The sequence below is a fragment of the Geofilum sp. OHC36d9 genome (genome assembly GCF_052400685.1).
Taxonomy (GTDB): Bacteria; Bacteroidota; Bacteroidia; order Bacteroidales; family Marinilabiliaceae; genus CAZHHH01.
Genome location: NZ_JBQTGJ010000002.1, coordinates 553,557 through 576,122 on the forward strand (window position 1 = coordinate 553,557; position 22,566 = coordinate 576,122).

At 37.4% G+C, this 22,566-nt stretch carries 17 protein-coding genes; all 17 read right to left on the reverse strand.

What is annotated here, in order from left to right:
- Positions 1-3 precede the first annotated feature (3 nt).
- The 17 genes from ACT3CD_RS04885 to ACT3CD_RS04965 all read right to left on the reverse strand — a co-directional run bounded on the left by ACT3CD_RS04885 (position 4) and on the right by ACT3CD_RS04965 (position 21,864).
- Positions 4-1,095 carry a glycosyltransferase family 4 protein gene (locus ACT3CD_RS04885; RefSeq protein WP_444643473.1) on the reverse strand — a complete coding sequence of 364 codons (1,092 nt, stop codon included), beginning with the start codon at positions 1,093-1,095 and terminating at the stop codon, positions 4-6.
- A 10-nt stretch (positions 1,096-1,105) separates the two neighbouring features.
- A complete protein-coding gene (locus ACT3CD_RS04890) occupies positions 1,106-1,789 on the reverse strand; it encodes an acyltransferase (RefSeq protein WP_444643475.1) in 684 nt (227 codons plus the stop codon).
- Positions 1,790-1,990: 201 nt separating this feature from the next.
- Positions 1,991-2,740 carry a glycosyltransferase family 2 protein gene (locus ACT3CD_RS04895; RefSeq protein WP_444643477.1) on the reverse strand — a complete coding sequence of 250 codons (750 nt, stop codon included), beginning with the start codon at positions 2,738-2,740 and terminating at the stop codon, positions 1,991-1,993.
- 166 nt (positions 2,741-2,906) lie between these two features.
- Positions 2,907-4,109 carry a hypothetical protein gene (locus tag ACT3CD_RS04900; protein ID WP_444643479.1) on the reverse strand — a complete coding sequence of 401 codons (1,203 nt, stop codon included), beginning with the start codon at positions 4,107-4,109 and terminating at the stop codon, positions 2,907-2,909.
- Between the two features lie 71 nt (positions 4,110-4,180).
- A complete protein-coding gene (locus ACT3CD_RS04905; RefSeq protein ID WP_444643480.1) occupies positions 4,181-4,798 on the reverse strand; it encodes an acyltransferase in 618 nt (205 codons plus the stop codon).
- On the reverse strand, positions 4,795-6,048 hold the full coding sequence (locus ACT3CD_RS04910; RefSeq protein ID WP_444643482.1) for a hypothetical protein: 1,254 nt from the start codon (positions 6,046-6,048) through the stop codon (positions 4,795-4,797). The genes ACT3CD_RS04905 and ACT3CD_RS04910 overlap by 4 nt, the downstream gene beginning before the upstream one ends.
- Positions 6,049-6,050: 2 nt before the next feature.
- Positions 6,051-7,220 (reverse strand): cytidylyltransferase domain-containing protein, encoded by a 1,170-nt coding sequence (locus ACT3CD_RS04915; protein ID WP_444643484.1) that lies wholly within the window; start codon positions 7,218-7,220, stop codon positions 6,051-6,053.
- Entirely contained in the window at positions 7,208-8,086 is an 879-nt protein-coding gene (locus tag ACT3CD_RS04920) for an N-acetylneuraminate synthase family protein (protein ID WP_444643486.1), read from the reverse strand. Before ACT3CD_RS04920 ends, ACT3CD_RS04915 begins: the two co-directional genes overlap by 13 nt.
- A gap of 73 nt (positions 8,087-8,159) precedes the next feature.
- On the reverse strand, positions 8,160-9,377 hold the full coding sequence (locus ACT3CD_RS04925; protein ID WP_444643488.1) for a Coenzyme F420 hydrogenase/dehydrogenase, beta subunit C-terminal domain: 1,218 nt from the start codon (positions 9,375-9,377) through the stop codon (positions 8,160-8,162).
- A gap of 61 nt (positions 9,378-9,438) precedes the next feature.
- Positions 9,439-10,722 (reverse strand): polysaccharide pyruvyl transferase family protein, encoded by a 1,284-nt coding sequence (locus ACT3CD_RS04930; RefSeq protein WP_444643490.1) that lies wholly within the window; start codon positions 10,720-10,722, stop codon positions 9,439-9,441.
- Complete coding sequence (locus tag ACT3CD_RS04935) at positions 10,719-12,179, reverse strand: lipopolysaccharide biosynthesis protein (protein ID WP_444643492.1); 1,461 nt, start codon at positions 12,177-12,179, stop codon at positions 10,719-10,721. Before ACT3CD_RS04935 ends, ACT3CD_RS04930 begins: the two co-directional genes overlap by 4 nt.
- 205 nt (positions 12,180-12,384) lie before the next feature.
- A complete protein-coding gene (locus ACT3CD_RS04940; protein WP_444643494.1) occupies positions 12,385-13,845 on the reverse strand; it encodes a lipopolysaccharide biosynthesis protein in 1,461 nt (486 codons plus the stop codon).
- Positions 13,846-14,048: 203 nt separating this feature from the next.
- Entirely contained in the window at positions 14,049-15,446 is a 1,398-nt protein-coding gene (locus ACT3CD_RS04945; RefSeq protein WP_444643495.1) for a nucleotide sugar dehydrogenase, read from the reverse strand.
- A 209-nt stretch (positions 15,447-15,655) separates the two neighbouring features.
- Positions 15,656-16,774 carry a GNVR domain-containing protein gene (locus tag ACT3CD_RS04950; protein ID WP_444643497.1) on the reverse strand — a complete coding sequence of 373 codons (1,119 nt, stop codon included), beginning with the start codon at positions 16,772-16,774 and terminating at the stop codon, positions 15,656-15,658.
- 180 nt (positions 16,775-16,954) lie between these two features.
- On the reverse strand, positions 16,955-19,402 hold the full coding sequence (locus tag ACT3CD_RS04955; protein WP_444643499.1) for an SLBB domain-containing protein: 2,448 nt from the start codon (positions 19,400-19,402) through the stop codon (positions 16,955-16,957).
- A 462-nt stretch (positions 19,403-19,864) separates the two neighbouring features.
- Complete coding sequence (locus tag ACT3CD_RS04960; RefSeq protein WP_444643501.1) at positions 19,865-21,157, reverse strand: NCS2 family permease; 1,293 nt, start codon at positions 21,155-21,157, stop codon at positions 19,865-19,867.
- An 11-nt stretch (positions 21,158-21,168) separates the two neighbouring features.
- Positions 21,169-21,864, reverse strand: coding sequence for a DUF5020 family protein (locus ACT3CD_RS04965; RefSeq protein ID WP_444643503.1), 696 nt, complete (start codon positions 21,862-21,864; stop codon positions 21,169-21,171).
- Positions 21,865-22,566 lie beyond the last annotated feature (702 nt).

Consider the following 22,566-nt stretch of genomic DNA (forward strand, 5'->3'; position numbering starts at 1 on the left):
AAATTAATCCATTAAAATCTTCAATATATCTTCAGTCGAAGTTTTCCAATCAAACTTTTTTGCATGCTTTAACCCTTTAGCAACTAATTGGTTATAGAGGCTGCTGTCAATATTTAAACGATTAATTGCGTCAACTAATTGACTCTTTTTTAATGGATCTATATAATAAACAGCATCACCACAAACTTCCGGCAAACTTGTAACATTAGATACTATAACAGGAACTCCTGACTTCATTGCCTCTAAGGGAGGCAATCCGAAACCTTCAGCCAAAGAAGGAAAAACAAATATTTTTCCTCGAGCTATAACAGTTAATAATTCATTATAACTAAGATGTCCTAATAAAAAGATTCGATCATCAAGTCCTTTCTTCTTAATATATTTATCAATATCAAAACTTTTATTATCTCTCTTTCCTACAATAACGAGATTAGCATCGTTAATCATCTCAATGGCATCAATTAAAAGCTTTATATTTTTACGAACGTTAATACGACCTATATAAAGAATAAATTCTGAAGGAAGATCTTTTTCTATTTTATTAAATTTATTTTGTGGAGAAAAATCATCAGAGATGCCATGGTAAACAACACTTATATCATCAAGAGGGTAACCTGAATGACGATTTATACGAACTTTCTCACTCTCTGAAATTGTTATCACCCTATGAGCAAAACCAAGAAAAACTTTCATAAATGGATAAATCCGATTTTCAACCCAAGAGTAAAACTGCGGAAAATCCAGAAAAAGAAAATCATGTATGTATGTATAATATTTTATTTTTCTATAAAAGAGAAAAGGGGTGAAATTTTGCAACATTAAAACATCCAATTTTAATTTCTTAGCATAAAATGGAAGTATGAATAAATTACTTAAAAAATTCGGTGCTGAAAGACAATAAACAATTCGGATATTAGATTTTGTTGCACATTCCTGTTCCAACTTCTCATTCAATGCCTTATCTCGCTTATGGAAAAAAAGGAAAACAGTCGCATCTATGTCAACCTTTATTAACTCATCAACAATATTTTGAACAACAACTTTCCCACTAGGGTTCCCCCTCACATACCATTTTGCATCAATACCTATTCTCATCTCGAATTATTTATTTTATTGATTTAAGAACTCTTGCAGGCACACCTCCAATTATACTATTTGATGGAAACTTACCAATAACTACAGCACCTGCAGCTACAATGGAACCATCACCAACAACACTTCCGTCTAAAAAGGTAGCTTTAGCTCCAATCCAACAATTGTCACCGATATGAATTCCCAAACCAGTAACCCCTTGAGATCTAATTGGAACATTAAGCTCTTTATAATTGTGATTTTCAGGATGGAAACTCACATAATTACCTATAATTGTATCATTTCCAATATACAATCCGCCAACACCACCACCATAATACCCATGCGTTCCCATCCCGACACGATTTCCAATTACTATCCCTTTCCCAATTTTTTTCAAACTACCTGAGATAATGACACATGTGCCATATCCTAACGAAACATTATTTCCACAAACAAATCCATTATGAGATAAAGCATCTATATAACAATTTCTCGCTACACTAAAATTATAGCCAACCTTTATTTTAGAACTACATTTAATTATTGAAGAAGGATGTATGAAAATTCGTTTTAAAGTTCTAAATCGGATCATCCCATATATTAAAGAAACAATCTTAGAAAAAATAAATCTAAATAAATAACTCTTAGGTATCGCATTATCAAACCTGAAAGTTTCTTCTTTAAAATATGAAATTATTTTACTTAAAATGTCCATACTACTAATAATAAACGTTTTTATTTGCCCGCATATAATTAGCGTGAGCAATAAATCATGGCTTTCTTGCAAAAGCTACTTAACAAAACAAATCAAACAAAAATATATCTAAATTCATTTTGGCAACTATTACTTGACTTACTATAGATACAACAGCAGAAATCAAATCTAAATGATTTAATTAAATAGACCTTCATACATTCATGTTAATAAATTGCGAAAACGAAAATATTTATACGAAACCCAATCCCTAAAAAACAAAATAAAATTAACAACCGTTGGTACAGTTTGTAAGTTCTTACGAATTAAAAAAGTCTCAAAAATAGCCCTCGTAGAAAAACTTAAACCCCCTACTTCCATCCTTGCTATTCTTTCCGGTAAAAAAAAAGTTCTTAAATCGCCCCTTTTTCGTAATAACAATTCATAGTCAGCACATATTTTGTATGAAAGGTCATATTCGCCCACTTCATTAAAAAGTCTTCGTGAATGCAATGAGCCAACATGAGCAACAGTCATAGTTCTTCTCATATATCTCCATTCACCAGAACCACCTAAAAGTTTCAATAATTTCCCGTCATTATCTACGTACTCGTTAAACGCACATATATAGTCGTAAGAATAAATATTTGGCCTTGAAATGACATTTAAAAACTTTTCGATTGCGTTAGTCAACAATATATCATCCGCGCCAATAAACATTATCCACTTCCCATTTGATAATCGTACACCTTTGTTCCAAGCATCATATACTCCGGCATCATTCTCAGAAACAAAAACGTCAATCCAACGACTATAAGACTTAATAATATCCAAAGTTGAATCAGTAGAGCCTCCATCAATTAATACAAGTTCGCAAAGTTCATTTTTTTGTTGAACTATAGAAGATAAACATCGTTCCAATTTATCGGAAGCATTATATGTTGCTATTACAATCGAAATTATTTTCTCCATTACGTTAATATAATCTATTGATTCCAGACAACCCGGAAAATTAAAATTCTTTTAAACCTAAAACAACAAATAAATTAAGGAACTCAAACAGTTATAAATGATTTTAAACGCAGCTAATAATTGCTTATTTGTTTAGAAAAGTAGTGCTGTTCTATGTTTCCTAATCTCAAGCATTAATTGCGTGCGCATCAGCAGAATATAAACCCCTCTTCCCAAACAAAAGAGTTGATAAAGGGAAAAGATAAAAAAAGGATGTCTGAGTTATAGGCTCAGCAGTGAAGGATAAAAAACTAATTATACAAAATGAAAAAGCAAATGACTTAGTTAAAAACAGCGGCGATTTATAAAAAAAATAATATAACAACAGCCCAAAAAACAAACCCCAGAGCAAAAAAACTTCTAAAAATCCATTAAGGTATCCATCACTAATAAAGCCATCATAAGCACTATATTGATTTTGATCTGCAACACTAAAAAAAGTATTAGACTTAACTTCTTTCACAATAGGAATACTATTAATTTTCAAAACATTTACACCAAGAAAAGGAGAATCCTTTATTAAAGCAGCTCCTATATACAAGTCTCTAGATCTGGCTAGTCCAGACAACATTTTATCACCTGAAAATTTTTCCTGAATATTACTTAGAACTAATGGAAATAATAAAAACGAGACTAAGCCAACAATAGGCAATATAATAAACTTACGTTTGCTATAGATTATTAGATTAAAAACATTTAAAGTCAACAGAATATATCCATTGGTTGAGAAAGTCGAAATTATACACAACCCTATTAATCCCAATTTAAACAATCTTTCCTTTTTGAAAACTGACATTAAAAAATATAGATTTAAAAAAAGCTGCCAATTCCCAGGTTCCCATGCTAACCCTTGAACCCTATAAAACCCAGGAAAGAACTCAACTCTATTAAAATAAAATAAATAAATAAAAGTTTTGGGTTTCATTCCTAAATCAGTAGTTATTAAACTAGACTGAAATAACACATTAACTAAAATATGACCTAAGGAATAGAAAAAAAGAATTGTAAGAAACTTATATAAATCATCGAAAAAGAGAGTAGTGTCATTACGATAGTTTAAAAGGAAGACTGAAGTCGCAAAAAAGACCAAAAACATGTATAAAACCCATGTATAATCATAAAACATAGATTTTAAAATCACTAGCGCAAAAAAGAAAAATAAAAAATAGGGTGTTTTTTTTAAATACTTAATATTTACATTTTTAATATTTTGTATATTGATAACCAGTAGTAATAACATTAGAAACCATCCTTGGCCTTGGAAAAAAGAGATTCCACAACTTTGCATAAAAATTAAAAATAAGGATAGGATTCTTTTATTTACTTTCATATGTTAATTATCGATGGCTTTTGAGATCAAAAAACATTCAAATTATTTAATTAAAACAATAGATTAAATTATTATTTAATTTTTCGAATAAACTTAGCGGGATTTCCGGCCCAAATTTCTTCGGGAGGAACATTCTTGGTTAACACACTTCCAGCACCGACAATAGAATTTGCTCCAATATTTATGCCTTTTAAAATCATACAATTAGCCCCAATAAAAACATTATCCCCAATAACAATAGGGGAACTTTTTTGTCTTATTTTATCAAGCCCGTTAAGCCTATCCGCGACATTTAAAGAGTGTTCATCAGTATCTCGTATTTGCGTTCCAACACCAAGCAAAACATTATTTCCTATAGTTATATGTTCCTGACAAATAATCGTTACATCACTCAGCCCAACACTATTACCAATGATTAACTCTCCTTTGTTTCTAACATCAATCTTACATTTCCCATTAATGCCTGACGCACAGAATTTTGCCCCATTGTGCATTTTCAAGCCTCTTCCAATAGAGCATTTGCCCTTCAATGATATATTTATAATGGGAAATCCGAAACTCTCAAAAGAAGAAAATTTAACACCATTTACAATGAACATAAAAACAACATAAAGCCAACTTAGCTCCTTTATAACAAAACGGAAACTTAAACGAACTACTTTCCAAATTATACGAATGCTAATAATCATAAAGCATCAAAAAAATTAAAATATGATAACGAAATATTCTTTACACTACAGGCTTGACTCCAAATAGCTTCTGAATCATAAGAGCTATATAAATTAAGAAACCCACTCAGACTATTAAAGGATTTCATTGGTATGTTTAAAAACTTGTCTTCCTCAATATTCTTTAAATATCTATAGACTCTATGCTTAAAATAACACAATTCATAAAGCATTGTTGAATTAGAAATTAGAGAAAAATCAACAGATTCAATATATTCAGTTATTGGCAACGATTTGTCAAAATTACCATCACAAAAATTAAAATCTATATATTCATTATATTCGTTTCCTTTAAATGCTGGATGAAATCTTAAAATATAATGGTACCCGGATATTTTGCAAAATTCATTAGCAATTAGTATCATTCGATGATTATTGTCGGCAGTAAAACGACCATCCAATATTATTCCAAAAACAGTATTCTTATTCTCAGTTAAATTCAAGCTATAATCCTCATAACCAATACACTTTGGTATACCTAAAACACGAATTCGTTTTGCGTCTATACCTGCTTTCAAAGCCTCAATTTTGGTTGCTTCATTCCAAACTAGTAAATAATCACTTATACTATTATTAAGCTCAAGTCCACTAAAATCAATATTCATGGAATTTGATTTTCCCGCTACAACAACACCGTGTTGCAAGGTACATGTTTTAACCCCTCTATGTTTAAACGTCTGTATAATAAAATTATCAAGATAAGATGCGTCGTACATTACCACAACAGCCTTATAGTTTTTAAAATTCAAACCTTTAATATACGAGCTTAAAAAAAATATATCAATAAACTGACCTATAATATTCAATTTATCAGAATAGCATAGATTCGTTTTTTTCAAAGTTAAGTACCAATCTATTAATAAATAGGACAAGCGTATTGGAGGAAAAGCTGGATAAATTCGCTTAAATTTTCTATAAATAAAAACAGCCCTATTTGCCGTCAAACTATACACAGATTTAAACATATTCCATAAATCCTGCCTTTTTGTATCATGAGAATAAAAAAATAAAATATCAGAACTTTCATTATCAATGAACTCAAATATTCTCTTTCGAAACAATATTTTCCCAATTAAATTTAAACAAGGGAACTTATCATCATAAATATTGGTTCTCACTGATTCGGAGAGATGGTATAACAAACTTGAAATATCATAATTCTCAAGCATCTTGAATTTTAGAGATTCCACCTCATCCTTAATCTGGCTCATAACTAAATATAATTATTCTTTAAAATATAATTATCCACAAAATACCGTATAACTCCACCTCCCCCATTGCGAGGTAAAATGAGCACGTCATAAATATGTTTAATCACATCATCCCCATCTGCAGGACAAGCTGCTAAGCCGACACTGGAAAGCAATTCCAAACAATTAATATCATCTCCGACATAAGCCACTTCATCGAGCGTGACACCTTCCTTTTCACATATTTCGCGTGCCGCAGCCAGTTTCCCGCCATCCCTTTTACCCTGAACCAGGTAATCAACTTTCAATTTACGGGCCCGGTTTTCGACCATTTTAGTGTTTTCGGAAGTTATGATACCGGTTTTAATACCTGCCTCACGCAGCAACTGAAAAGCCATGCCATCGCGGGTATTAAACTTTTTCATTTCATCCCCGCTCTCGGAATAATACATTCCGCCATCGGTAAGAACCCCATCCACATCGGTTAAAAACAACCTGATTTTCTTTTTAGGCCGCTTCGAGAGGATGTGTTTCTGCATCAAACTCTCAAGTACCGTCCAATCGTCTGGCTCATCAATTTCAGTGGCAGTGTATTCCGGCATTTCATAGATGCCAATTTTACCGGACAATCGGTTTTGATGCTTCAAAATATGCCCAACTGTGTTGATATAAAAAGCACCATTCTCCATCAACTCACCGTCAAAATCCTGTCGTCGTGGCCGGTTCCTGTAATCATAGTTCTTTGATGAGCCATCGGCATTCCAGAAAAAGCGGTAATTACGCACACATGATAGCATGGAATCAAACGAGCTTTCAGAATAAATGGTCAACGCTTCTTCGAAATGATGAGTCTCGGTTAAAGGAGAGGTGGCCTGCACCAGCATAAAAATATCGTCGGATGCCAAGTCAGCGGCTTTGATGTATTCGAGCATAACACTCTCAGTACTGGCAGTATCAGAGGCATTTTCGGCCGAACGTTGATAAACCACCACCTTTTCAAAATCAAAAGAAGAAACCGTCTCCATGATCTCTTTCGAATCGGTGGCCACTATAATTTGATCAACCTGCTGCGTACGCTGCAAAGCCTCAACATTCCAATACACCAATGGCTTTCCGCAAAACAACTTAATATTTTTAAAAGGTATTGATTTGCTGCCCCCCCTTACGGGTATAAAGGCAATTACTTTTCCCATTTCACCTGATTTTTCTTAAGTTTTTCACGTTGCACAGATTCTATTTCCAGAATATCTGTCTTTTTATAGGTTAATGCCTGGTGTACAGCCTTGCAATCGCGCACCAATTTTCTCAATCCATCGGGTTCGAGCGATGCGGCATGGTCGGTTCCTTTCCAGGTTCTGTCCAACGTAAAATGACGTTCTATCCATTCGGCACCCAGTGCCACAGCAGCCGAATCAACGGCAATGCCCAGATGATGGCCTGAAAAACCTATCGCTTTAACCCGCTCTTTAAACCTTTGTTGCAATCGCTTAATTTCCAACAAACTGATATCTTCAAAAGGAACCGGATAACCGGAAGTACAACTATATATGACCAAATCTTTATTTCGTCCTTTAGATTCAAAAAAGGAAACAATCTCCTCTTCTTCCTCGTGTGTCGTCATCCCAAAAGAGAGATGAATTTCGCCATCATAATGATCACACAAATAAGTCAGCATGGGGCGATTTAAGTTACAGGCCGAAGGAATTTTTATTAGCTTCGGTTGAAGCGTCACAATCTCCTGTGCAGAAGTCAAATCCCACACCGAAGTGGAATAGACGACGCCGCTCTCTTCGCACCACTTTTTAAGCTGCTTGTGCTGATCAACATCCAGTTCAAGAAATTCGCGGTGCGCACCATACGTCTCACCATAGGAATTGGCCGGGTTGGGATGCGGCGCATTATACTCCGTTTCGGTCAACAATTCCTTGTTGTTACGTTTTTGAAATTTAACCACATCCGCCTTACAAAAAAGAGCCGCAGTGACTATCATTTCTTTGGCTATATCCATATCTCCTTTATGATTACAGCCGATTTCTGCTATTACCTGTGGTGTTTTCATAGTGTTATATTATATTCATTAAAAGACAATAAATAATCATGCATTAATCGTCACAAATAAGCGATTATAAAACCTAATACTTTTCTATCCTGATTGGTAATTGTTCTCCATTCCTTCGCCGAAACAAAAATGGCCAAAGCAGCTTACATCTGCCCAATTCAATAATAATTAATGATTTTACAAATCCCATTAAATTTTTAAACGAAAACGAGCCTCTTGTTTTTCCTTTATGTTCGGGAACCGGAAGGCCTAAACGCTTCATCATACTTAATTTGTGAGGGTATTGTACTTCTCTGTCAAAAAGAATTTTAAAAAACTTAGCAACAGTATCAGGATTGGGGCCATCAAGCAATTGAATTCGCTTTTTCTCCTTCATATCGGACAAAAGACCTGAAATTTCCTTATTTCTCGAGATGCAAAATGTCGCGCCTTTTGTTTCATTCTGAAGGAAATAAGCATCTCCGAAAACAATATCGGCTGATTTCCCAAATGGGTCATTACAAATAAAACAACGTCGGTTTTTAAAATACAACCCATAACCGGTCGCCCATGTTTTTCTATAGGGTGTAAATAATTTCTCTTTTTTTTGATCGTTACTAAACATCATTTCCCCCGGCCAGCCATTACCCCTGTACAAGACAGAATCCCAATCAGGAAACTTTAAATTGGCCGATAAGAAATCGGTAGCAGTATAAGACGGCGTATGATTACACAACAACGCAAAATAAAACTTAATTTTCCGTTGTGCCGATGCCCTCTTTCCCGCATAAGCCTTCAAGGCATTTATTTGACATGGAAGTCCCAATACCGCAACCGTCCCCTTGATCTGCTTCAAAGGCCCTAATATCTCGCCAACAGGTACGGGACAATATTTTGAAGTTTTGCAATCGCGCACGACGTCAGAGTCGTTCGTAAAAAAACACCTGGGCTTATCATGTTTCATACGGTTACTCACAACACTAACAAAATCAACAATATTTTGATCCAACAAAAAACAGAGTAACTCTGTAACCACCCCTCCCGAAGCTGAATTCAATCGAATAGATTCATCATTGGAATACCCGTAATTAAAAACCTCTTCTTTTGAAGAATAGTCCTTCAGATCAGTAACGCCCGGACATAGCTCATAACAAAGCCCACAATCGGTACAGGTATTTTTATCAATCACCGGCTTAAAAAAACCGTGATTGTCCACATCGTAACGAATAGATTGATGCGGACACACGCCTACACAAAAACCACAACTTGAACAAAGCTTCTGTTTATATGCTGTCTCAACATTTAGTTTCATGAACTTCTTATTTTAGCGAGAGCAAACGCTACTCTTTCGTTATTCTCGCTTCCAAACATTATTAAAAATCACCTAAAAACGCCACATTTTCAATGGCCCTACCCGACAAAACAGACAATTTTTCATTAAGAAGACGCTTCACCTGAAGTTTCTCCTGAATAATTTTCTTAACCTCATTAACCATTTCATCTATGTGAATGGGGAATGTATTCACCTCGTAAAAAGAGTAGGGATAATCCAGTAAAGTGTACAACGATTTTGTTTTATGACTGTCAGAACCCCACAACAGAATGGGCGTATTGGCCAAAACACTTAAGATGGAAGCGTGCCATCTTCCGGAGACAAATATTTCAGCCCCCTGCAACACATAAAACAGATCGTGGTAAGAGCAATTCTTCAAATTAACGATACCAATGTTAGTATTCCTAACCACTTTATTAACATCGCTGTTACCACCATTATAACCATCCACAAAAATAATCTGGGGCATTACATCCTTAAGTTTCTCTATCAATTCACTCAAAACCTTAACAACATCCCATTTAACCTGATTATACATATTTTTAATGCCGGACGAATCACCAATGCAAATATAAGGTTTTGAAAAATCAATTTGCCGCAGCAGTTTAGCTGAGGGTTGCCAATTTTGAATCGGCTGATAACCAAATAAAGCATCAGGAACAAACACGCCATTATCAACCCCCACTTCCTGCAATTTAGCCAACGAAAGCGTTTCACGAACATACACCTTATCCAGACCAGGATAAACTTTCTCAATCATCTCAAAAACATCCTTATTGGCCGGATCGACAGTATGATTAACCATAAACGTTTTCTTCTGAAACTTTTCTTTGGCCAACCATGCCATAAATAAAATGTAAAGCCCTCCATTTCGGTACTTGCCATACTTGTCAACACCATTAACAATGTTCCCTTCGCCATTTATGTAAACCATATCAGCCCACTCAAGCATCCGCTTTTCGAAACCCAGAATTTCACCCTTTTGTAAACGCGCATAATACTCATCATATAAAGAAACTTTATACGGAACATAACTTGATGATTTTTTTGCTGAAAAAAGAAGTTGCTTTACCAAACGCCGTAAAAATATAGGCAAAACTTTTTTTGCCACTAATTTCACCATCCCTTTTATTTTTGTTGCAACACCGTCTGATGAAGCAGGCCAGCCGGAGACAGGCGTTGGGAAATATAAACTTCTATAGTCTATATATTGAATTTCCGCATCAGGAATGGCCTGAACCAACATATTGTTCAACGTTTCGGTAGTTGCTATCGCCCCGTAATTATTTGCTGTTCGTAAATCACCTACAAATAAAATCTTCATCGCTTTTTCCCGTTTACCTTATTTTTTAAAAAATGAATGACCAAACTCCGTTCCTCAGATGTCAAACCTATTAAGAAAATACTAACACTTGCTATTATTACACTGATAAACCCACCGGTAATAAATCTAAGCCATCCTTCTGCAAAAGCTCTTACAATGAAGGAAAGAATGCCATACGACACCATGGATATTAGAGCAACCCGTATCAAGACGTCTCTTGTAAATTCAAGAATATTGAGCCCCACCATTTTTTTTAACAAGACCAACCTGATAAACAAACAGATTACCGAAAATACAATAGCCACATACATGGTACTTTCCGGTGGGTATCCTAACTTTAAAAACAAATAAGAAACGGGCAGGTTCATCAATTGTGTGCCACCCACCCAAATCTGATAATTTCTGATTTTGCCAGTTGCCTGCGCCACAGTCATCATGGAATAAGAGAGAGAGTCAATTAGTGCCACAACAATGACCAAAGTGGTAAATAAACCGGCGTAATCGGGAATACTTTTCAGCCAAATATTTAAAACAAAATTCGTTTCTAAAATTAAGGGTAAAGAAAATATATATAAAAGAAAAAAAGAAAACTTAGAACTCTTAAACACCAACTGCATCATCAATTCAGTCTCGTTGCTGGCGTAGTACTTGATTATTTGAGGACGTACCGCAGTCGAAAAATTGGTTGCAAACTGACTAATCGCATTACTCACTTGATAAGCAATAGCCCGTGCCGCATTTACAATGGGATTAAAAAACAGGTTCAAAAGAATATTAACCCCATGATTTCGTGCTATCCCCGAAAGGGAGCCAAATAAACTCCATCCGGAGTAGCTGACCAAAGTTGAAAACAACTGCCGATCCCAATAATAAATGACTTTACACTCTTTATACTTTTTATAGGCATATAGAAAATAACTAAAACTGATTAAAAATGTAACGCCAAACATCAATACAGCATACAGCTTCAATTTATCAAAGGAAAAAATCACAAGAATATAGACGATGGCCAGCTTTAACAATGCTTCCAAAATACTGATATAAGCAAAGGCCTTCATGTTTTCTCTCGCTATAATAGCCGCATTGTATGGAATTGATAAAACATTGACAACAAAAGCGAAAACAGAAAATTGATAGACCCAATTCGCTGCATTCAACCTGTCGGCCGGGATGGTCATCTGAGTATTTAAGAACCACAAGCCAACAGTCTCTGCCAACAATAAAATAAAAATTGCGATACCAACATATATAATAAATGTCAGACTAAATACCTGTTTAAGCCGAACAAAATCACGTCGGCCCAGTTCAAAAGAATAAAAACGCTGCGACGCAGAGGCCATCGTATTGCTCAAAAAAGCAAACATTGTAACCACACCTCCTATCACTGTATATAAGCCATAATCGACCTCTCCCAAAACACTCAAAACAACTCTGACCGTATACAGGGTTACCCCCATAATCAAAATCATTCTGAAATACAGAAACAACGTATTTTTGGCTATTCTTTTATTATTCTCCGAGGTCATTCAAACGCGACTAAAAAAACGATAAATACATAAAACAATCAAAACAAAAAGGCACTATAACAAAATTAAGATTCAGCTACAAACAGCCAATAAACCAGTTGTGCCTAAGATTAAACTAGAGTAGCAGAAGAAATTTTCATGGCTTACTTCTATTAAGTTTAGCTTTCAAAAAATGAATAACTAAAACACGCTCATCGGTTGTCAGCCCAACAAAAAAGATACTCAACCCTGCTACAATAATGCTGACAAAACCGCCTGTAAAAAACCGAATCCATCCTTCCTGAAACACCCTTACAATAAAGAAAAGTAAACCATATGACAAAACCGAAATAATTACAACCCGCATCAATACCTGTTTAGAATATTTAAGGATATTGAAGCCAACCATCTTTTTTAAAAACATCAACCTAAAGCACAAGGCAATTACCGAAAAAACAATGGCAACATACATTATACTCTGAGGCGGATACCCTAACATCAGTATCCAATAAGAAACCGGTAAAGACAATAACTGCGTACCGCCCACCCAAATCTGATAATTTCTGATTTCACCTGTGGCTTGCGCCACTGTAATCATCGAATACGACAAAGAATTAATGAGCGCAACAACAATAACCAATGTTGTAAACAAACTGGCATAGTCAGGCACATTTTTCAACCAAATATTTAAAACAAAATTCGTCTCAAAAATTAATGGCAATGAAAATATATACAACAAAAAAAAAGAGAACTTAGAACTTTTAAACACCAGCTGCATCATGAGATCAGTCTTGTTACCCGCATAATATTTAATTATTTGAGGTTTTACAGCGGTATGAAAGCTGGTCGCAAACTGGCTAAGGGCATTGCTCACCTGAAAAGCAATAGCCTCTGCGGCATTGACTATAGGATTAAAGAATACATTCAAAAGAATATTTCGCCCCTGATTCTCCGCAATTCCGGACAAAGCCCCCAACAAACTCCAGCCCGAATAGCTTCCTAAAGTTATAAATAACTTTCGATCCCAATAATATATAACTTTACACTCTTTGTACTTTTTATATGCGTACAAAAAAAAACTAAAACTGACGATAACTGTCACGCAGAACATTAACACAGCATACAGCTTTAATTTGTCAAAAGATAAAATCACCAGAAAATAAACAATTGCCAACTTTAATAAAGCTTCCAAAATACTGATATAGGCAAAAGCCTGCATGTTTTCTCTTGCTATAATTGCAGCATTATATGGTTTCGACAAAACATTGGCAACAAAGGCAAAAACCGAAAATTGATACACCCAATTCGCAGTAGCCATGCGCTCTGAAGGGATGGTCATTTTTGTATTTAAAAACCACAATCCAACTGTCTCTGCCAACAATATAACAAGAATGGCAATGCCTACATATATAATAAACGAAAGACTAAAAACCTGGTTTAACCGGGCAAAGTCACTTCTTCCTAACTCGAAAGAAAAAAAACGCTGTGAAGCGGAAGTCATTGTATCGCTCAAAAATGCCGACATGGTAACAACGCCGCCCACCACCGTATAGATACCATAGTCCACCTCCCCTAAAATATTCAAAACGACTCTTACCGTATACAGGGTTACCCCCATAATCAAAATCATTCTGAAATAAAGAAAAAGGGTATTCCGGGCTATTCTTATATTACTTTCTGAGGTCATTCAAAAAACAAAAACATAGGAGTCATTCAAAGTGCAAGCCATCCAACAAAAACGCCTCTAAAGAGAATCAACCCCAGGACGATCTCTGAAACAATTTTCTTGCTGAAACTGTGCAAGCATAAAATACCGAACGCTTATCTGCCAATTCCCTGATACATAAACCCAATCTCTTTCAGACCAGAACCATCCAAAATATTACGACCATCAAATACAAATGCCGGCTTTTTCATGTCATCATATACCTTTTGCCAGTCGTAGGTTTTAAACACATCCCACTCCGTCATAACTGCAACGGCATGGGCTTCTTTCATTGCATCGCCGGGTTGATTAACCACGGTAACCAGTCGTCGGTTTTCTGATTCCGACCTGGTATTCAAATAATCCAGATCGGCATACACCTGTTCGGGTTTTACTTTGGGATCGTATATAAAAAGTTCGGCTTGCTCATTGAGCAGATAGTCGGCCACATAAATAGCTGCCGACTCGCGGGTATCATTGGTATCTTTTTTAAAGGCCCAACCTAACATGGCAATTTTCTTCCCCGAGACAGTATTAAAAAGCTGATTTACAATATTGGCCGCAAAACGCCGCTTCTGATAATCGTTCATTACAATAACCTGCTCCCAGTAATCGCCCACTTCAGTCAAGCCATAGCTACGTGCAATATAAACCAAATTTAAAATATCCTTTTGGAAGCAGCTACCACCAAACCCCACCGAGGCTTTCATAAATTTTGACCCGATACGGCTGTCGCGACCAATTGCCCTGGCAATTTCTTCCACATCGGCGCCACTTTTTTCACACAGAGCCGAGAGTGCGTTAATAGAAGAAACCCGCTGCGCCAAAAAAGCATTGGCCGTTAATTTTGAGAGTTCCGAAGACCACACATTGGTCGTAATGATACGGTCACGGCTCACCCAACCCGCATAAATATCAGCCAAAGCATTAACAGCCCGCTGTCCGGCCGCATCCTGATCGCCACCGATCAACACCCTATCGGGCTGATGAAGATCAGCCACCGCAGTTCCCTCAGCCAGAAACTCAGGATTAGAGAGCACCTGAAAATTAACCGCTTTGCCTTCGGCCTTCAGTATGGTACGTATCGACTGGGCCGTGCGAACCGGCAGAGTTGATTTTTCCACCACTATTTTATCGGTATTGGCAACGCGGGCAATCTGACGGGCACATAATTCAACGTATTTTAAGTCAGCCGCCATACCTTTACCCACACCATAAGTCTTTGTGGGTGTATTCACCGAAATAAAAACCATCTCAGCAGCATCAATGGCCGCATCAACATCGGTACTAAAAAAAAGATTACGGCCACGGGCACCCTTCACCACTTCTTTCAATCCCGGCTCATAAATAGGCAAATTATCCAGATTTTCATCATTCCACGCAGCAATTCGTTTTTCATTAACATCTACTACGGTAACTTTGATATCGGGACATTTTTCTGCAATAACGGCCATGGTTGGACCGCCAACGTAACCTGCACCAATACAGGCTATATTTTTGATGGTATGCGACATTATTATAGATTTATAAACTGATTAATTCGACTTAATAGTGCTTGCAAGAAAAATCCAACTTCTGCGTTATGCTCTTCCTCAAAATGGTCATTGACGAGAGTAAACTCTCATTTTTCGAGCTGCGCAAACCTTGAATTTGAACTTTACAGCTCAAACTCCCGACTTTATGGAAAGGCACAAAATAATGTTTGTCTTTAAATTTATCTGCGTTATGCATTATTCATTTCTTTAAACTTAACATTAAAGTTGGTCCAGATCATTCGCCCAAACAAAATTCCTAAGCCGACGAATCCGCCCAAAAAAATACTCATCACCATAATCACACTCCGCCTTGGCGCACTCTTTTCCTTAGGCACAACAGCGGGCTCCAGCACTTTAACCACCGGTGTTTTCTCCTGCAGTTTGATGCGGGCCTCATCGCGCTTTTGTGCCATGGCACTGTATATCTTAAAAGCCAAATCGTAATCGCTTTGTAATCGTTGTTCATTGGTCAATGCCATCTCGGTCTTCTGACCATGATTGGCATCTCTGAATTTAGCCAAAGCAACCTGCGTCTGCTCAAACCGAGCTTCCGATTCAACCAATTGTTCCTCAATAAACTGTAAATCGTTGCGCGCTTTTTCGGTTTTATAATCCAGCACATACCCCGAGAGCAAACTAGTGACCAAATCACCCACCTGCGCCACCATCTGTCCTTCAGGCATGGTCAATGACACGCTGACAATACCGGTTTCTTTGTCTATGTCAACCCCTATGAGTTCCTGCAGTAATTCATACACCTTCCACTCATCTTTAGTAAGTGAATAGACTGTCATTCCATCGTCACCAGTCAGTTCAGGCTTATCGCCTTTAATGGCCGCCAAAATGGTAAACGGCAGCCCAATCGTATACTTCTTAACAACTGAGACGACCGATTTTTTTCGATATTCAGAAAAATAGCTAAAAATGGTCATCGTCCTGCCTGCCTCAGGAATATAAACCTCGGCATCCATCACCTGCTTCATGAAAGGAATACTACCAATAATGGCAGGATAATAGTCCGGCGGAATCGTTTCACCATCCGCCGAAGCGGCCGATAAACTACCAAACCCAAACTGTGAAGCCAGGCCACTCAGACTTCCCAAACTCATACTTTGACCCGATTCCGGGATTAATTTCACCGTGGTAGAATATTCTTCGGGACTAAAAATGGCAATGAATAATCCCAATAAAATGAATACACCGATCGTCTTAAAGATCAAAATTCGTCCCCTCCAAATGGTCAAAATAAGCGCCATAAGGTCAATCTCATCATCTTTAACAATCTGCAGGTCAGCCTCCTGATTCATAATATGATAATTTTAATGCTAAGCCGTAAAAAAGCAATAACTAAATAACTGAAAATTAATGTCTCCTCCCGCAAAAAATATTCCAGCCATTCTTGTTCAACAAAGGTTGCTGTTAAATCTGAAGGCCAAAATATTGTATTTGACAATGATACGAACGTTCAGGTTTAAACAATAATCGTATTAAAATCGGGACATCGCAGTAACCACCACCGCGGCCATAGATACAATGGATGACAAAATAGTAATACGTTCACCCGAACTCAGAGGTTCCTGTTGTATCTTTTGAGGTATAATGACTTCCGACCCGGCGGTTATTTTTGGATTACTATGGAAAAACAAAAAGTTTTTACGCGTTGCAATATCGCCATTGGGATGAATTACATATACCTTTCTTTTAATGGCATTTTCGGAATACCCCCCTGACCGTGACACGTAGTATTTAAAATTTTTCCCTTGAATATAACGAATCTCAGTACTATTAAGAACTGCACCATCCGTCATCACCGTTTGCAACCTTTGCGGCACTTTAACGACATCCCCTTCACGCAGTTGCAAGTCCTCCCGACTCCCCGGTTTATCAAGAATATCCACCAAATTGATTCCCACATTATTAACGCCAGACTGCTCCAGGTTTATGACTTCATCGGGCATTCCATCCAATAACATTTGACTCTTATCCGGACGTTTAGCATGCCGCTCCAAAGTAGCGCCCTCCACAAATGCTTCCCCCGTAAGACCGCCTGCCCGTGCTACCAGATCCGAAATTCTTTCGTGCCGGTTTCGCAGAACGTAGATTCCGGGATACATCACTTCACCCTCAATCCGCACAGACCTTTGAACCTGATAGTCAGGACGCTTGCGAACGTACACCTGGTCGTAGGGTTTAAGTACAAAATTTTTGGCCTCGCCGTCAAGCACCAAATCCCTGCTCACAGAAAAAAGATAGGAATCGGCCATCTGAGTACTTCGCTGCTCAGGCGCCGGCTCACCAATAATACGACGATAAACCTCAATACGAGCTTCTGAAGCCGACGATTTAAAGCCATTGGCTGCAAGGATCAGATCACCCAGTGTCATGTTCTCACGATAAGGTAAGTCGCCGCCGCTTTGCACCTCTCCTTGAATCTGAACGGTTAGCTCTTCACGCATCTCAAAAATAGTCTTAATGACGATCCGATCTTCGGAACTCAAAACAATATCCTGTGAAACGCCATCGATAATATCGTTTAGATTAAATGCCTCGACAGAGAAATCATTTGTATCGGTAAGTCGGTATATCAAACCTCTGGATTTGAATGCCTCCGGCTTTAACCCTTCTGCTTTTTTAATTAACTGCAACAATGTCATTCCATCTGTCAACTCATAATCACCTGGCCGCCAAACGGCTCCTTCAATAGCGACCCGGTTCTCGAAGCGATTTAACAGTGGTTCAATAGTAATAACATCGCCATTTTGTAAAGGATAACTATCATAACCATCGCGCTTAACCCGTTCAATCCGTCTCTCCATATCGGTGTTGCGCACAACTTTCAGCTGACGCGTGTATGCCGAATCAGTATACGAGCCTGCAAAATCAATAAGATCGGCCAGTGTTTCTTCCGGGGTAATTTCATACAGTCCCGGTCGTTTAACCTCACCACGTACCTCGACCCGATTGGTATACACACCCACTTTAATCACGTCCTGATCGTTCAGGCGTATATTATCTTTCTGATCGCCGTACAACAAAAAGTCATAAATATCCAACGACGCTACCCGCTTGTTATTACGGATGACTTCAACGGTACGATAAGAGCCCACTTTATTCAATCCGCCGGCCTGATACAAAGCATTAAAAATAGTCGTTAATGACGACACTGTATAATTACCGGGTCTTTCCACCTCTCCTAAAACAGTCACCTGAATGGTACGAACGCGCCCCAGACTCACCCGTGCATAAGTGTCTTGCCCAGCTTCGCCTGGACGTAATCCTCTGTAAAGTTGTTTCAACTTATCCAATATCCGCTTTTCAGCTTCTTCAATGGTCAATCCGTTTACATATAAAGGCCCCACATTATCAATAACCACGGTTCCTTCTGGCCCAACTTCCAACTGATACAGGTTGGTACTGGCGCCCCATATGTCAATAACAATTTGATCGCCGGCTCCTAACACATAATTAACCGGTGTCGGAATATTTAACGAAGGTTCAAATGTCAAATTGCCGCCTGAAAAAAGTTGTGAACCAAAAATAACCGGCCCCGCTTCCGTTTTCTGCTCCTCCATCGTATCAGGGACAAACAGAGGTATATCAACCTCCTGTCTTAATACACTGGGAGATGCCGTTTGAACCGGGTCTTCTGCTTCTAAAGCCCGAACACGCTGCATGAGCGTCGACGCTTCACTCGGTGATAAGCCACGTTGCTGTGCTAAATCCAAAGCTTCCTCAGCTGTTAATCCTTCAGCCTTGCCTCTTTCAATAAAAGATTTCAACTGAGTGTCGCTAATTTGGGAGGATCGAACGGTAGATAAATCAGAGGTATTAAAACTGCTGCTCTGCGCCATCAATCCCACTTCCGATAATAAAAAAACACATGACACTAATACTATCAACCATCGTAAAAAAAAAGAAACCTTGACTTCTGACATCTTATCACCCATTTTGTATTCTATAAAATTATAAATACCTAAACAAAATCAATCTCAATAAAAAAACTTATGCTTGCAAAAAGTATAACTTATTCGTTATTCCAGCTCTCAAAATAACCATTTAAACCAGTAAGCTATTTTTTTGAGCCACACAAAGTTAATATGTAAACACTTGTTATCAAACACTTGTATTTTCTCGCTTACAGCAAGTAATGTCAAATTCAGAACTCACTTAAACACACCTTCGGCACGGTCAGTCACATTGCCGGCTGCAAATATATACTAAAAATATTGTAATTAGAGAACAAAAAAAGTGACATTGGGCAGGAAAATTGGGTTGTCTATCAAAAAGAGAAATTCATAATAAAAATCCGGTAAAAAGAGATATAAATCAAGTAAAATAAAAGAAAAAGCCACATTCGACTGAACGAATGTGGCTTTTTCCACCTAAACGATTATATCTTAAAAGAAAAATTTACCAATAAACAAAATGGCAAGAATATACATTACAATAGAAATATCGCGGGTCTTTCCTGAAAAGAGTTTAAGAAATACAAACGCCAGTATACCAAAAACAATTCCTTCAGCAATACTATAGGCCAACGGCATCATCACCACCGTCAAAAAAGCGGGAATAGACTCTGTATAATCATCAAAATTAATTTTCATGATAGGCGACATCATAAATGAGCCAACCAAAATCAAAGCGGGGGCGGTAGCAGCACCTGGCACCATCAGAAACAAAGGCGACAGAAACAAGGCCAATGCAAACATCACAGCCACCGTTAAAGAAGTCAACCCTGTACGACCACCTTCAGCGACTCCAGAAGCACTTTCAACATAAGTTGTAACAGTTGATGTTCCTAGCATTGCGCCAACCGTTGTACCAACAGCATCGGCAAACAAAGCCTGTTTTACTCTTGGAAGTTTGCCATCTTTATCAATCATGTCAGCCTTTGATGCCACACCGATTAGTGTGCCCACGGTGTCAAACATATCAACAAAAAGGAAAGTTAATAACACCACCAACATATCAATGGAAAAAACATTTGAAAAATCAAACTGGAAAGCAATAGGTGCTATTGAGGGTGGCAAAGAGACCAAATGCCCGGCTGGCAAATGTGTCACCCCTGCAGGGATACCTATTAAAGTGGAAGCAAAAATACCAATCAATAATGCACCTTTAACTTTAAGAGCCAATAAAACACCCGAAAGAACCAGACCAAACAAAGCGACCCACATAGTAGGTTGCTCTATAGAACCCAACGATACCAATGTAGCAGGATTATCCACAATGATACCTGCATTTTGCATCCCAATAAAAGCAATAAACAAACCGATACCCGCCGATATAGCATGTTTCAAATTTAAGGGAATGGAATTCACAATAATTTCACGGATATTGAAAGCCGTTAACAAAAGGAAAATAAGACCTTCGAGGAATACGGCCGTCAGCGCAAACTGCCACTCATATCCCATAACCTGAACCACCGTAAAGGCAAAAAAAGCATTCAAGCCCATACCTGGCGCCAAGGCAAAAGGTAATTTGGCCCATAAAGCCATAACCAGTGTAGCAACAACAGCCGATAATGCTGTCGCTGAAAATACGGCATTTGCATCCATGCCGGTTGCCGACAGAATACCCGGATTTACAGCCAAAATATAAGCCATGGTCATAAATGTGGTAATACCTGCCACGACTTCTGTTCTGACATTGGATTTATTCGCTTTAAGCTGAAAAAATTTCTCTAACATAGTTTAAATATTTAGAAAGTCCACTTAGCAGCTAAAGTTGGGTTAATAATAAAATCGTTGTCTACAAAATTGCTGCTTAGTTCAATTTCAGTTCCTAATGAAAGATTTTTGTTGAAGTTATACCAGAATTGCGGCTCTGTTAAAAACACGAATTCTTTATCCCCGAAGTAAGTATCTTCTCTCCAGAAATCTGCGAATCCAGTTACAGATATTTTTCTGTCAGCAAAATGGAGTCCCCATACTGCAGTTATCTGAAACCCAACAAGATTTTCTTCTGAAAAATCCTCATTGATTTTACCATCTTTAATGTGCTTCAAGTTAGCTTGCAATGTTAGAATTTTTGAAAAATCTGCATTATTGAAAGTGTATTGTGCACCAACTAGCCATGCGTTCTTGATAGCTCCAAAATAAGCGTTTCCACTATTAAATTCAACACGTGGCTCCAGCTTTTGAGTCTGAGTCCATTTAAAACTCCTGGCAATCTCCATGTAAGCCAAAGAAACCCCATTGTCCACACCTCTTTTATCGGTGTCATAATCAAGATCGATAAAAAAGAAAGTGCTACCCATCTTGTCCGGCTTAAACATCTCTACTGTCGTGGTAAACATTTGACGATCTTCACCGAAGTCGTAATGCAACTGTAAATTTTGAGAATAGAGTGACCCCAGTCCTAAAAATAACATTAGGGCTACAAAAAATTTTTTCATACCAGTTTAAATTAGTTTTAGTTTGTAAAATAGGATATTTGCGCCAAAAGTATAAAAATTTTCCGACTGAAGCTATAAAAGTTAACAACACCCTATAAATGAGTCCATAAATTTCGACATTTTCAATAACATCTGTAGCATTCAATGATACCCAAAAGACAACTGCTTAGTGCTTGCAAAAAAAGTCAAAGTTCTGCACCAGACCTGACCTCAGTCAAATCATTCATCATAAGAAACTCAAGTTTTCCAGACTTCGCAACCCCTTAATATAAATTTTACTACTAAGCACTTAAATTTTCCTACCAATACCACTTAAGATATCAGGAACTCAATTCAACCTAAAAACAGAACATATAAGTAAAAATCAAATAATAATATTGCAGTAACCCTTGAAGTCCTGATCATCATTTTTAGAAGGCCGTAAAAAAATGTTAAGAAAGTAAGTGTTTCTTCTTTCCAGATCAGGATAGATTAAGACACAAAAAAAACGCTACAGCAATATTCCAACTGGAAGTATGAGTTGTAAGTCTTCCATCTGCATATACTATAGCATACAAACATGAAAAAGCCAACAATCAAGCACCACTTTGAAGTACGATCCCACAAATTTTGGAAATGAGTGTTGAGTAAAACGCAAAAAAGCCGACTCATAACTGAATCGGCTTCTTTTTTTAAGAAAGGCAGCGACCTACTCTCCCACTG

Bases quoted from the DNA above. Each gene is read 5' to 3' on its own strand.
- ACT3CD_RS04885 (WP_444643473.1), bottom strand. From the start codon at position 1,095: ATGAGAATAGGTATTGATGCAAAATGGTATGTGAGGGGGAACCCTAGT.
- ACT3CD_RS04890 (WP_444643475.1), bottom strand. From the start codon at position 1,789: ATGGACATTTTAAGTAAAATAATTTCATATTTTAAAGAAGAAACTTTC.
- ACT3CD_RS04895 (WP_444643477.1), bottom strand. From the start codon at position 2,740: ATGGAGAAAATAATTTCGATTGTAATAGCAACATATAATGCTTCCGAT.
- ACT3CD_RS04900 (WP_444643479.1), bottom strand. From the start codon at position 4,109: ATGAAAGTAAATAAAAGAATCCTATCCTTATTTTTAATTTTTATGCAA.
- ACT3CD_RS04905 (WP_444643480.1), bottom strand. From the start codon at position 4,798: ATGATTATTAGCATTCGTATAATTTGGAAAGTAGTTCGTTTAAGTTTC.
- ACT3CD_RS04910 (WP_444643482.1), bottom strand. From the start codon at position 6,048: ATGAGCCAGATTAAGGATGAGGTGGAATCTCTAAAATTCAAGATGCTT.
- ACT3CD_RS04915 (WP_444643484.1), bottom strand. From the start codon at position 7,220: ATGGGAAAAGTAATTGCCTTTATACCCGTAAGGGGGGGCAGCAAATCA.
- ACT3CD_RS04920 (WP_444643486.1), bottom strand. From the start codon at position 8,086: ATGAAAACACCACAGGTAATAGCAGAAATCGGCTGTAATCATAAAGGA.
- ACT3CD_RS04925 (WP_444643488.1), bottom strand. From the start codon at position 9,377: ATGAAACTAAATGTTGAGACAGCATATAAACAGAAGCTTTGTTCAAGT.
- ACT3CD_RS04930 (WP_444643490.1), bottom strand. From the start codon at position 10,722: ATGAAGATTTTATTTGTAGGTGATTTACGAACAGCAAATAATTACGGG.
- ACT3CD_RS04935 (WP_444643492.1), bottom strand. From the start codon at position 12,179: ATGGGGGTAACCCTGTATACGGTCAGAGTTGTTTTGAGTGTTTTGGGA.
- ACT3CD_RS04940 (WP_444643494.1), bottom strand. From the start codon at position 13,845: ATGGGGGTAACCCTGTATACGGTAAGAGTCGTTTTGAATATTTTAGGG.
- ACT3CD_RS04945 (WP_444643495.1), bottom strand. From the start codon at position 15,446: ATGTCGCATACCATCAAAAATATAGCCTGTATTGGTGCAGGTTACGTT.
- ACT3CD_RS04950 (WP_444643497.1), bottom strand. From the start codon at position 16,774: ATGAATCAGGAGGCTGACCTGCAGATTGTTAAAGATGATGAGATTGAC.
- ACT3CD_RS04955 (WP_444643499.1), bottom strand. From the start codon at position 19,402: ATGTCAGAAGTCAAGGTTTCTTTTTTTTTACGATGGTTGATAGTATTA.
- ACT3CD_RS04960 (WP_444643501.1), bottom strand. From the start codon at position 21,157: ATGTTAGAGAAATTTTTTCAGCTTAAAGCGAATAAATCCAATGTCAGA.
- ACT3CD_RS04965 (WP_444643503.1), bottom strand. From the start codon at position 21,864: ATGAAAAAATTTTTTGTAGCCCTAATGTTATTTTTAGGACTGGGGTCA.